Origin of the sequence: Phaeobacter gallaeciensis DSM 26640 (assembly GCF_000511385.1) — a bacterium.
In the GTDB taxonomy this organism is placed as follows: domain Bacteria; phylum Pseudomonadota; class Alphaproteobacteria; order Rhodobacterales; family Rhodobacteraceae; genus Phaeobacter; species Phaeobacter gallaeciensis.
This window is the reverse complement of the sequence record NC_023137.1, coordinates 2,096,580-2,108,802: the sequence shown is the minus strand read 5'-3', so window position 1 is coordinate 2,108,802 and position 12,223 is coordinate 2,096,580. Positions and strand designations below refer to the sequence as shown.

The following is a 12,223-nucleotide window of genomic DNA, read 5'->3' as shown; positions in this document are numbered from 1 at the left end:
ATGACAGGTCGCGTGCGGGGGTCAGTCCCGTGCGCCGCCGCCCCAGCGCATCATGGCGCTCTGCAGATCGCCATAGCCGGTATGGCGATGCTCAAACGCCAGTCCCATGCGGTCGGCGCAGTCTCGTGCCTTGGCCACCAAGGCAGGATCATCGATCTGGGACTGGTAGACCAGTTTGGTGTAATTCCCGAACACCATGTCGCGCAGCTCCGGATGCTTATCCAGCCCCATCGGACGCCAGACAAAAGCATCAAACTGTTTCACCAGGAAATCCGTCAGATAGAAGGCGGTGATTTCGCCCCCATCGGTATGGCGGGCGAAGGTTTCGTTGCCTTCGAAAAACGAATAGCAATGCGGCCCTGCAATCATCTCAACGCCCAGTTCGGCGCATTTGCGCTCCAAGATGCCACCGGTCCCGCAGTCCGCATAAACCACATGGATGGTGTCATAGGTTGCCGAATGTTTGGCAACGGCACCTTCAACCGCTTCGGTGATCTGTTCAGGATAGAGATGCAGCTTGGCGGGCAGGCAGGTCAGATCAATATGATCCAGTCTATTGATGTCCTTGATCGCCAGGATCTCACGGGCCAGCGCGCCACAGGCAATCAACAGGATACGGCCGGTCTTTTTCTCCGGGGCAGCCAGACCCCGTTCTGTGAGGGAGGTTTCCTCAAGCGTACGCCCCGTGGGCGGTTGGAACGCCGCCCGCTCAGTCAGGCGGGCGGCGCGTCCTTTGCGTGCCAAATCAGGCGCTCATCTGGTTGTGCTTACGCGCAACGAAGTCCTTGGCCATTTCCACCGCCACAGCGGCGTCACGGCAATAGCCGTCAGCGCCGATTGCCTTGCCAAATTCCTCATTCAGCGGCGCGCCGCCGACCAGGACGATGTAATCATCACGTTTGCCCTGCTCGACCATCGTGTCGATCACGACCTTCATGTAGGGCATGGTGGTGGTCAGCAGCGCCGACATGCCGAGGATATCCGGCTGATGCTCTTCCAGAGCCTCCAGATAGTTTTCCACGGGGTTGTTGATGCCAATGTCGACAACCTCAAAACCGGCGCCTTCCATCATCATGGAGACAAGGTTCTTGCCGATGTCGTGGATGTCACCTTTTACGGTGCCGATCACCATGGAGCCCATGCGCGGAGCGCCGGTTTCGGCCAGCAGCGGTTTCAGGATGGCCATGCCGCCCTTCATTGCGTTGGCCGCCAGCAGCACTTCAGGGACGAACAGGATGCCGTCGCGGAAGTCGGCGCCAACAATGGTCATACCGCCCACCAGCGCTTCGGTCAGGATCTTGTAAGGCGCCCAACCACGTTCCAGCAGGATGTTTACGCTCTCTTCGATCTCTTCCTTGAGGCCGTCATAGAGGTCATCGAACATCTGCTGCACGAGATCCTCGTCATTGAGGTCTGCCAAGATGATGTCATCTGCGTCTTCCGACATGGGTGTATTCCTTGACTGGGCGGGGTGACCCCGGTTTGGCCTTGTTTTATTCGTATTGGTCCAGATTGCCCCTACGAGACTGCAATGTTTGCGACATTGCCTTGGTCCGAACCGACCTATAGGGGCAAAAATAGCGGAATAATAATGAAGATTTCGCATGGAAATCTTCGGTTTCTTGCGTTTGTTCTTTATTTGTTCTCCTGCTTGCGGCAGAATGAGCCATGACCGAGATTTTGACGCCTCCGCCACAACGTCGCAAAGCCCGCGCCAGCCTCAGCAATGCGGCAGGGCGGTTTGATATGACTCGCGATGCCATCGACGACGGCTGGGGCGCCCTGCGGGATTCGGTGCCGGATCAGGAGGGCGTGGGCCTCCCCCGGATAGAAACCGACATTCGCCATGAGGTGGCCCGGTCACTGATTTCCTACAATAAATCGCCTGATTTGCCGTTTGACCGTTCCATCAATACCTACCGTGGCTGCGAACATGGCTGCATTTATTGTTTCGCTCGGCCCAGCCATGCCTATCTGGGTCTGTCACCGGGGTTGGATTTTGAAACCCGGCTGATCGCGCGCCCCAACGCTGCTGAGGTGCTGCGCCGTGAGCTGTCGCAGCCGCGCTACCGGGTGGCGCCGATTGCCATTGGCACCAATACCGACCCGTATCAGCCTTGCGAACGGGATTTGGGGCTGACGCGCGCCTGTCTTGAGGTGCTGGAGGCCTTTTCCCACCCGGTCGCCATCGTCACCAAGGGCACGCTGATCGAGCGGGATCTGGATATTCTGTCGGCCATGGCGACGCGGGGTTTGATGCGGGTCGGGATCTCAGTCACCACGCTGGATGCGGATCTGTCACGCCGGATGGAGCCTCGCGCGCCATCACCGGCGCGACGGCTTGCCACCATTCGCCGCCTGTCTGATGCGGGTGTCCCCGTGCGGATCATGACATCGCCCATTGTGCCTGGATTGACAGATCATGAGCTGGAAGCTCTGCTGGCCGCCGGAGCAGAGGCGGGCGCGGATGCGGCCAGCTGGATCATGTTGCGACTGCCACGTGAGGTGTCGGAGCTGTGGCAGGAATGGCTTGCGGAACATGTGCCGCTGCGCGCCGAGAAAGTGATGGCTCGGCTGCGCGAGATGCACGGCGGGCGGGACTATGATCCGCGCTGGGGGCACCGCATGCGCGGTGAGGGGCCCTATGCCGAAGTTATCGCCAATCGGTTCAAGGCAGCGTGCAAGCGGCTGGGATTGCTTCAGAAATCACCTGATTTGCGCTGTGATCTCTTTGCAAAACCGGCCCAGGCCGGGGATCAGCTCGCGCTGTTTTAATACGCGATACTGGCATCCAGCGAAACGACGGCCGAAGCGACGATCACATCGCTTTGGCCAGGCGTTACGCCTGCGATCAGCCGCGACGGCGACCGCGACGGCTGCGGCGTTCAGGGGCCGTGTCCTCACCGGTGCCGTCACTGTCAGAGGTGAACGGTCCAAGAACCTCGACGATCTGCTCCAGTGTTGGCTGCTCGCCACGGGGGCGGGTGTCGAGCGCTTCGCGCATGGCGCGCAGGTGATCGGGCATGGTGCCACAGCAGCCGCCAATGATCTTGGCGCCGCAATCCCGTGCCATGGCCGCATATTCACCCATCAGGGCCGGCGTGCCGTCATAGTGGATATGGCCATCGACATATTTCGGGATGCCGGCATTGCCTTTGGAAATTATCGGGCGGGTTGTCCCTTGTGCCGCGAACCCAAGGACAGTGCGCAGAATGTCCGACGCCCCGGTGCCGCAATTGGCGCCAAAGGCCAGCGGTGCGGGGTCAAACTCCTCAACCAGCTGCGCCATATCGGCGGAGGTGACGCCCATCATGGTGCGTCCGGCGGTGTCAAAACTCATGGTGCCGCACCAGGGCATATCCGCAAGCTTGAACGCTTCGGCGGCGGCGCGGTACTCTTCCGGGGCGGAGATCGTCTCCAACCACAAAACATCAACGCCGCCCTCTTTCAGCGCTTCGGCCTGCTCATGGAACATTTCCACGGCAAGCGCGTGGCTCAGCTCACCCACGGGCTGCATGATTTCGCCGGTCGGGCCAACGGAGCCGGCCACTGCGATCTTGCGCTCGGATCGGTCCGCGACATTGCGGCCCAACTCGGCTCCCGCGACGTTCAACTCACGGACGCGGCGGTGGGCATCGTGCAGCTTCAGCCGCGCAGCTGTCCCGCCAAAAGTATTGGTCAGGAACAGATCACTGCCCGCATCAACCGACCCCTGATAGAGCGCGGTAATTTTCTTTGGTTCATCCACGTTCCAAAGTTCCGGCGCATCACCGGACTGCAGGCCCATGTTGAACAGATTGGTACCGGTGGCCCCATCTGCAAGCAGGGCGTCCTTGGTCTCCAGCAGGGTGGTGAATGTATTGGTCATGGGATGTTCCTGTGGGGGTGATGTCGGTGTTTGCGCTGAGACCTGCCTGTTATGGCGGGGCGGATCAGCGATCAGTAATGGCCCGGTCTGTCATGCACGGCGGGTGAGGGCAATTTCATTTTCTTCATCTTCATTATGAGGCAGATCACGCTGATACAGGGGGCTGCCGTCATCGCCGCTGTTCAGACGCTGGTCAGCAGTGGCTTTGCGCCGTTTACGTGCTGCTGCGGCGCGCCGTTCAAAGGTTCGCCACAGACTCTCTTCGGTTGCGCTTCCGGGGTTGTCAATGGTCAGCGTAACGCCTTCAGCTGTTGCTGTGTCTGCCCCGTCGGTGGCTGGATTGTCGTCCTCAGGGCTGCTTTCCTCAGGTGTTGGCCAGTGCGGCAGCGGCGCCGGGTGATGCACCAGCCGCAGCAGCTCTCCCAAGGCGATAGCCAAATGCAGAACAGAGGGTGCGGCGACATACCGGTCCTCCCACTTCGGAGCAAAACAGGTTTTGAAACGGCGCAGGCCAGGGTCGAGACGTTTGGCGAAGCGGTGATCAGGCACCGCCGCAAGCGACAGGCGCGGGACCTGCAGTGTGGCGGCTTCGGCGATTGCAGCGCGGATCAGAGCATGACCGGTGCCATCCGGGGCATCCGGCAGCAAGCGCACCAGATCAAGGCACCATTCATGGGCGATGGCGTGAAAGCTGACAAATCCGATCATGCGCTCCCGGTGCCAAGCGATAAACACCTGTTGTTGAGCCAGATATTCTGCCTGAAACCGCCCCATCGTCGTGCCCTTGGCGCCTCCATGCGCCGCCTGCCAGGCCGCATCAATCTGAGCCATCTGTTCAATCGGTAATTCAGGAGCTGCGGGCAGGACACGGACCTCAGCTTTCTCTGCCTGCCTCAGTTTGCGGCGTAGCTGTCGGCGGCTGGAGCCGCTCTCGCTGAATTTTTCAGGCTGTAGCACCGCCTCCTGTGCGATCCGCAGCACCCGCCAGCGGGCACGACGGCAGACGGCTGCATCGCGGGCGGTGCATTTATAAAGGCAAGCCACAGCGTTGCGGAGCTTGGCATGCTGACGCAGCCCCGGCAGCACCTCCGCCAAATGACCGCTCACTACGCCAAAGAGTGCGATTGAGGCCTGCGGACTGTCTACCAGCGCCACCTGATTGAGGCCAAAGGCATGGATATGCCCGCCGTTCTGCCGGATCACAGCGGCTTCCGCGATTGGGCGGTTCTGCGGCAGATGTGAGGCTGGTCGCATGGCACTGCCACTCAGCGCCTGCGGATCATCAGCGCGGGGGGCTGTTTTGGTGGCGTTTAGCGCCAGACATGTCAGCACCGGCCAACACAGGCACAGGCCGGCCAGCACAGCCGGAAGAAGGTAATAAACCAGCCGAAAGGCAAGGATCGCGGCAATAATTTCGGCTGTGGCATGTGTGGGCAGCATTGCACAGAGCGCCAGTTCAAATGCCCCAGCGCCGCCGGGGGCAGAGGAGAGTATAGCCACGCCGAGGGCCAGGAAATAGGCAGGCAGCAGTACAGCGAGCGATAGATCAACACCCGTGGGCAGCAAAAGCCACAGGGCGCTGCCTGCGGCGACCACGTCAATCATTGCCCAGAATCCCAGCGCCGCAATAGCCGTCAGCGAGGGCCAGCGCAGGGTCATCCGACCAATACGCACCACCGGCACAGCCACCATGGCTGCGATCATCGCACATGTGGCCAGAAGGATGGTAAAGCCCAGCCAGGGGCTGGAAACAGGCGGAGGGCTGAGCAGCAGGGCTGCACCGCAGATCCCGGCCAGGGCAATCAGGAACGTGATGGCAACCATACCGGTGAGCTGGGCGGCTCGCAGAGGGCGCAGCCCCTTCAACATGCGCCAGCGGGCAAAGGCACCGGTAATGAGGCCAAACCCTAGGGTCTGGGAGATCGCGATGGCCACGATCCCCGCGCGGCGCGCCTGAGGCCCGTCCAGCCCGGTTCCAAGATGGCGATGCGCAACACTGTCATAGCGTCCGAGCGCCCAGAAACTGACCCCCGTGGCAATCAGCGCACCGGCCCATTGCCAGCCAGAGAGGTCACTCAGAATGCTGCGCACCTGAGCCAGATCAGGCAGCGCAACATGGGCCTGTAACAGCGCCAGACAGCCGATCATAACCACCAGGGGCAGCAGAAGACGCGCGGCGCGCGTGGCGGCCCGCGTTAAGGCGCGGGCGGCGATGGACGGGCGTCGGGGCATTCGGATCCTTGTTGCAAACAGCGTGTCGCGGTCTGCGGATCCTACGCCCGATGCATTGTCACGGGGTTAACGGCGACAGCACCTTAACTCGCGATCTATGAAGGCGTCGCGAAATCAGCCGCAAATCAGCCGTTGTCGCTTAGGACCTGCGCCTTGGCTTCTGGCAGAAAAGCGGCGCGCTTTTCCCGCACTTCATCCGCGCTGGCGCGCCCTTGAAGATCGCCACTGACCTTACGCAGCACGTCTTCGAACCCGGCTTCCTCAAAATCGGACTTGATGACCTCCAGCGCATAAGCTTCGGCATCGGCGCCGGTTTTGCCCATCAGGCCTGCTGCCCAAAGCCCCAGCAGCTTGTTACAGCGCGCCTGCGCCTTGAACTGCATTTCTTCATCATGGGCATATTTTGCCTCAAACGCGTGTTCGCGGTCGTCGAATGTGGTCATGGGGCCTCCTTTGACGTGACAATAGTTATTTCTCAATACGATATGTGGACGCAGGACCGCCCCCGCAAGTGCCAAGCGCGGGTTTGTCGGTCTGTCGCGGTGATCACTTTGCCTGCGGTCTGGGGCATCCTGGCACAATGGTTTGGCGCACATTGGCGAACCTCGGCCCCGGCTTCGGCGCCGACCTCGGTTTTACCTTGGTATTTCCAGCTTATCACAGACGTTAACCCAGCCAAGGGACGGCGGGCAGGGACCAAGCTTGCGGCAGCGCCCCCCTTGCCTTATGAGGGCGGCAGTTCCCGGGCTTGAGATTCCCGTTTTTATCCCGAAAGGCTCCGCATGGCACGTCGCAAGAAGATTTACGAAGGCAAGGCGAAGACACTTTATGAAGGGCCCGAACCGGGCACCATCGTTCAGTACTTCAAAGACGATGCCACCGCTTTCAACGCTGAAAAGCGCGATGTCATTGAGGGCAAGGGCGTGCTCAACAACCTGCTGAGCGAATTCTTTATGCAAGGTCTGGGCCAGATCGGTGTGCCGACGCATTTCCTGAAACGGATCAACATGCGTGAACAGCTGGTCCGCAGCTGTGAGATCATTCCGCTGGAAGTGATCGTGCGCAACTATGCCGCTGGGTCGATCTCCAAACGCCTTGGCATTGACGAGGGCACCCAGCTGCCGCGCCCGATCGTTGAATATTGCTACAAGGATGACGGCCTTGGTGATCCGCTGGTCACCGAAGAACATATCGCAGCCTTCGGCTGGGCCAGCCAGCAGGACATGGATGATATCCTCAGCCTCGCACTGCGGGTCAATGATTTCCTGTCCGGCGTGATGCTGGCGGTCGGGATCAAGCTGGTGGATTTCAAGATCGAAATCGGTCGCATCTATGACGGCGATTTCCAGCGTCTGGTGGTTGCTGATGAGATCAGCCCAGACAGCTGCCGCCTGTGGGATCAGAAAACCGGACAGAAGCTCGATAAGGACGTGTTCCGCCGCGACCTTGGCAACCTGACCGACGCCTACACTGAGGTGGCGCGGCGTCTGGGCGTCATGCCCAACAACCCGCCTGCGGGCGGCAAGCCGACGCTGGTGAACTGATCTGATCCATGGATCCCGTCCTGACAAAGGGGCGGGATTTTGACTATCTAACGAAGCGGCCCCAAATTTGGGCTTTGCCATCGAAACCTGAGGGAAAATGCGATGAAGGCACGCGTGCATGTAATGCTGAAAAACGGGGTTTTGGATCCGCAGGGCGAGGCCGTGCGCCACGCGCTTGGCGCGATGGGCTTTGACAAGGTGGACGGCGTGCGTCAGGGCAAGGTGATCGACCTCGATCTGGCCGATGACGCCACCGAGTCCGATGTCACCGCGATGTGCGAGAAGCTGCTGGCCAACACTGTCATCGAATCCTACAGCATCGAGATGCAGGGATGAAGGCGGCTGTTGTAGTCTTCCCCGGCTCCAACTGCGACCGCGATCTGGCGGTGGCATTTGAGCAAGCGGGCTGTGAGGTTTCCATGGTCTGGCACAAGGACAGCGCGTTGCCTGAGGGCATCGATATCGTTGGCGTGCCGGGTGGGTTTTCCTATGGTGATTACCTGCGCTGCGGTGCCATTGCTGCACAGTCACCGATCTGCCAGGCGGTTGTCGATCATGCCAACCGTGGCGGCTATGCGATTGGTGTGTGCAACGGTTTTCAGATCTTGACCGAAACCGGTGTTCTGCCGGGGGCGCTGCTGCGCAACGCCGGTCTGAAATACATCTGCCGCACCGTGGATCTGCAAGTGGCCACCGCCGACAGTGTCTTTACTGAAGCTTACACGGCGGGCGACGTGATCGGCGTTCCGATCGCGCATCATGACGGCAACTACTTCGCTGATGCCGAGACCGTGGCAGCGCTGCAGGATCAGGACCGTGTCGCCTTCCGCTATGTCGACAACCCCAATGGGTCGGTTGCCGATATCGCAGGCATCCTGTCGGAAAATCGTCGGGTTCTGGGCATGATGCCACACCCCGAACGGGCGGCAGATGCGGGTCATGGCGGTACCGATGGGGCGGCAGTGTTCCGCGCATTGGCCGGGCTTGTCACTGCGGCGTGACTTGTGAAGGCGCGGCGGCATGCGTTAGGTTTTGCCTATGACTGCCGCGCGTGACGCAACAACAACTTCTGAAAAACCGCGTTCCCGCACGACCTCGTGGCGGGTGCGTCTTGCGTTGCTGGTGCTCATGTCTGTCGCTGCCGTGACGGTCTGGGTCACCAACCGGGCCCTCACCGACCGCTTTACAGAAAGCACTCGAAACCGCGCTGAGCTGCGTCTGGCGCTTTATTCTGGCAACCTGGTGAGTGAGCTGGGGCGCCATGCCATCGTGCCACAGCTCCTGGCGCGGGATCAGGCGCTGATCTCTGCGCTGCAGTCCAACGACTTCTCGCTCTCCACCCAGCGGTTGATCTCGTTTGTCGAGGAAATCGGCGCCGCCTCCATCATGCTGATGGCACAGGACGGGCGCACTGTTGCTGCGACGGATCGCAACCGGTTGGGGGAAACCCACCGCAATGCGGCCTATTTCGTGGATGCGTTGCGGTCCAAGACGACGGTATTTTCCGCCATCCGCACCGAGGTGGGCAGTTATCGCTTCACCTATTCGCGCCGCATTGTGGACACCTCTGGCATCCTTGGGGTGATTGTGGTTGAGGTCGATCTTCAGAAATTCGAGCGCGCCTGGGCGGGCATTTCCGATGCGGTCATGGTCAGCGACAGCACCGGCACCATTCTGCTGGCAACGGAGTCGCGCTGGCGCGGCCTGTCGGAGGCGGATGCACTGCAACTGCAGACGCCGGAGGGCGCAATCCAGCGGGCAATCCGCGCCACCACCGACTGGACCGCCCTGCCAGCGGATGCCTACCTGCAAGGTGAGGCGGTGATGCGACTGGAATCCCGCATCCCGTTTCAGGGCTGGCGACTGACGTCCTTCACCACCTATGCGTCGATCCGAGAGCGGGTGAACACGGTATTGGCGTTGGAAATCATGGGATTCGCCATTCTGCTGGCGCTGGCCTTCTATGCGCTGAGCCGCCGCACCGCGCTGCGCATGGCCCTGTTCCAGCGGGAGTCGGCAGAGCTTCGCGTATTGAACGCCCGGCTACAGCGGGAAATTGCCGAACGGGAACGCATGCAGGAGACGCTTGCGGTCGCCGAACAGAGCCTTGCGCAGAGCTCGAAACTGGCGGCGCTTGGCGAGATGTCGGCAGCCGTCAGCCACGAGTTGAACCAGCCGTTGGCCGCTATGAAAACCTATCTTGCCGGCGCGCGTCTGCTGCTCAATCGCAACCGCCCGGAGGAGGCGCTGGCCTCCTTTGGCCGGATCGATGATCTGATTGAACGGATGGGCGCCATTACCCGCCAGCTGAAATCCTACGCACGCAAGGGCGGTGACGCGTTTAGCCCGGTAAATATGGGCGATGCGCTCGCCTCATCGCTGTCGATGATGGAGCCGCAGCTGCGTCAGCGGCATGTTAAAATCGCCCGCATCCTGCCCGAACAACCGGTCTATGTGATGGGGGACCGGATGCGCATTGAACAGGTTATGGTGAACCTGCTGCGAAACGCGCTAGATGCTACAAAGTCAGTTGCAGATCCTGAGGTCGAAATCCTGCTTGCCGCAGGCGAGACCGCGACCCTGTCGGTGCGTGACAACGGGATGGGGATCAAGGATTTTGGCAGCCTGTTTGAGCCCTTCTACACCACCAAGCAGCCGGGCGACGGGGTTGGGTTGGGGCTTGCCATCTCCTCCGGTATCGTGAACGACCTAGGCGGTCGGCTGACTGCCCGCAACGGACAGAACGGTGGCGCCGTATTTGAAATGCAATTGCCGATCCTTGTGGACGGCATCGAGGCCGCAGAATAGCGCGGTATCACTGGATGGAGGGCACGCGAATGGCACAGGCCATGAAAATCGCGATCGTCGATGATGAACAGGATATGAGACAGTCGATCAGCCAATGGCTGGCACTGTCTGGCTATGACACCGAGACCTTTGCCAGCGCCGAGGATGCGCTGAAGGTGCTGGGGCCGGATTATCCCGGCATCGTCATCTCGGATATCAAAATGCCCGGCATGGACGGGATGCAGTTCCTCAAGAAACTGATGGGCAGCGATTCAGCGCTGCCGGTGATCATGATCACTGGTCACGGCGATGTGCCGATGGCGGTTGAGGCGATGCGGGTCGGGGCCTTCGATTTTCTCGAAAAACCCTTCAACCCGGATCGTATGTCAGAGCTGGCCAAGCGGGCCACGGGCGCGCGCCGCCTGACATTGGACAACCGGGTGCTGCGCCGCGAGCTGTCCGATGGCAGCACCATCATGAAAAAGCTCATCGGCTCCAGCCCGGTGATGGAGCGCCTGCGCGAAGATATCCTCGATCTGGGGCAGGCCGACGGCCATGTTCTGATCGACGGCGAGACCGGCACCGGCAAGACGCTGGTGGCGCACGCGCTACATGCAGTGGGCAGCCGGGCGGGCAAGAAATTCGTGCTGGTCTCCTGCGCGGCACTGGAGGAGGAGGCGCTGTCCAAACGCCTGTTTGGCCCGATGTTGCCCGAAGACAGCATGCTTCCCGCCATTGAGGAGGCCCGCGGCGGCACGCTGGTGCTGGAAGACATCGACGCGCTGAGTGAGACGCTACAGGCCAAGCTGCTGAGCGTGATCAATGAGCAGGGCATCCCCGGTGAGACCCGCATTGTGGCGATTTCAAATCTGCAGGAGGCAGGTAAGACCTGCGAGGACGCGCTGCGCCCGGACCTGTTTTACCGGCTGGCGGCGCTGCGCATCACCGTGCCACCGCTACGTCAGCGCGGTGAGGATATCCTGACCCTGTTCACCCGCCTTAGCGAACAGTTCTCCGAGGAATACGGCTGCGACGCGCCTCAGGTCAGCGCGCAGGAGGCGGCCCAGCTGTTGCAGGCGCCCTGGCCGGGCAATGTGCGTCAGCTGATCAACATCGCCGAACGGGCCGTGCTTCAGTCGCGTCGCGGCTCTGGCACCATTGCCTCGCTCCTGATGTCCGATCATGAGGATATGCAACCGGTGATGACCACTGAGGGCAAACCTCTGAAGGAATATGTCGAGGCGTTCGAACGGATGCTGATCGACAACACCATGCGCCGCCACAAAGGCTCCATCGCCAGTGTCATGGATGAACTGTGCCTGCCGCGCCGGACGCTGAATGAAAAAATGGCCAAATACGGCCTGCAACGCTCCGACTATCTGTCCTGAGCGCAGATCCACACGCATTCACAGGCAGGGCCGCATTCTCCGGAGTGCGGCCCTTGCTGCTTGCTAACGAATTATTCACCAATTTTCGTCTAAGAACCAAGCAGATAGTATTTAGATTGCGGCTGTGACGAATGACCATTGTCATTACCTATCCACAGGTCTTATGCTGTCCAAATGGGGATGGGACCCTCGTGATCCTGCCCCTCTTGATGAGATTCGCTGCCTTTGTTTTTGTCCGGCAAGATCCGAGAAAGCAAAGTCAGACCGATTGGCCCCGCAGTATTCCGGGGCAGTTTAGCACCTGACTGAGGTTTCTCAGCAGGGATATAATCAGGGCAGGGCGCGGATATTCCCACCTGTCGGAGAAGAAACGCGATGACGCGCGCGAGAGAGAACAGCAGACA

11 protein-coding genes are annotated in these 12,223 nt (G+C 60.6%); 6 read left to right on the top strand and 5 right to left on the bottom strand.

The features are described from left to right. Positions 1–21: 21 nt before the first annotated feature. Together GAL_RS10095 and GAL_RS10090 are read right to left on the bottom strand one after the other, a co-directional pair. Positions 22–744 (bottom strand): DUF1638 domain-containing protein, encoded by a 723-nt coding sequence (locus GAL_RS10095; protein WP_024097485.1) that lies wholly within the window; start codon positions 742–744, stop codon positions 22–24. A 1-nt stretch (position 745) separates the two neighbouring features. Continuing rightward, the gene (locus tag GAL_RS10090) at positions 746–1,447 is read right to left on the bottom strand and encodes a corrinoid protein (protein WP_024097484.1); all 702 of its coding nucleotides are present in this window, start codon (positions 1,445–1,447) and stop codon (positions 746–748) included. A gap of 221 nt (positions 1,448–1,668) precedes the next feature. Between GAL_RS10090 and GAL_RS10085 the strand changes: the two genes are divergently transcribed. Next, entirely contained in the window at positions 1,669–2,775 is a 1,107-nt protein-coding gene (locus tag GAL_RS10085; RefSeq protein ID WP_024097483.1) for a PA0069 family radical SAM protein, read from the top strand. Positions 2,776–2,851: 76 nt separating this feature from the next. Here the strand turns inward: GAL_RS10085 and bmt are convergent, their stop codons facing one another. The 3 genes from bmt to GAL_RS10070 form a co-directional block, all read right to left on the bottom strand. Continuing rightward, positions 2,852–3,868 carry a betaine--homocysteine S-methyltransferase gene (bmt, locus tag GAL_RS10080; protein WP_024097482.1) on the bottom strand — a complete coding sequence of 339 codons (1,017 nt, stop codon included), beginning with the start codon at positions 3,866–3,868 and terminating at the stop codon, positions 2,852–2,854. 90 nt (positions 3,869–3,958) lie between these two features. Next, positions 3,959–6,100 carry a phosphatidylglycerol lysyltransferase domain-containing protein gene (locus GAL_RS10075; protein WP_024097481.1) on the bottom strand — a complete coding sequence of 714 codons (2,142 nt, stop codon included), beginning with the start codon at positions 6,098–6,100 and terminating at the stop codon, positions 3,959–3,961. A 125-nt stretch (positions 6,101–6,225) separates the two neighbouring features. Next, the gene (locus GAL_RS10070; RefSeq protein WP_024097480.1) at positions 6,226–6,543 is read right to left on the bottom strand and encodes a DUF1476 domain-containing protein; all 318 of its coding nucleotides are present in this window, start codon (positions 6,541–6,543) and stop codon (positions 6,226–6,228) included. A gap of 339 nt (positions 6,544–6,882) precedes the next feature. Between GAL_RS10070 and purC the strand changes: the two genes are divergently transcribed. From purC to GAL_RS10045, 5 genes are all read left to right on the top strand, one after another. After that, on the top strand, positions 6,883–7,644 hold the full coding sequence (purC, locus tag GAL_RS10065) for a phosphoribosylaminoimidazolesuccinocarboxamide synthase (protein WP_024097479.1): 762 nt from the start codon (positions 6,883–6,885) through the stop codon (positions 7,642–7,644). Positions 7,645–7,746: 102 nt separating this feature from the next. Continuing rightward, the gene (purS, locus tag GAL_RS10060; protein ID WP_024097478.1) at positions 7,747–7,980 is read left to right on the top strand and encodes a phosphoribosylformylglycinamidine synthase subunit PurS; all 234 of its coding nucleotides are present in this window, start codon (positions 7,747–7,749) and stop codon (positions 7,978–7,980) included. Continuing rightward, positions 7,977–8,645 carry a phosphoribosylformylglycinamidine synthase subunit PurQ gene (gene purQ, locus GAL_RS10055; protein ID WP_024097477.1) on the top strand — a complete coding sequence of 223 codons (669 nt, stop codon included), beginning with the start codon at positions 7,977–7,979 and terminating at the stop codon, positions 8,643–8,645. The genes purS and purQ overlap by 4 nt, the downstream gene beginning before the upstream one ends. A gap of 37 nt (positions 8,646–8,682) precedes the next feature. Then, positions 8,683–10,452, top strand: coding sequence for an ATP-binding protein (locus GAL_RS10050; RefSeq protein WP_024097476.1), 1,770 nt, complete (start codon positions 8,683–8,685; stop codon positions 10,450–10,452). A gap of 29 nt (positions 10,453–10,481) precedes the next feature. After that, positions 10,482–11,819 (top strand): sigma-54-dependent transcriptional regulator, encoded by a 1,338-nt coding sequence (locus GAL_RS10045; RefSeq protein ID WP_014879832.1) that lies wholly within the window; start codon positions 10,482–10,484, stop codon positions 11,817–11,819. The last annotated feature ends 404 nt before the right edge of the window (positions 11,820–12,223 follow it).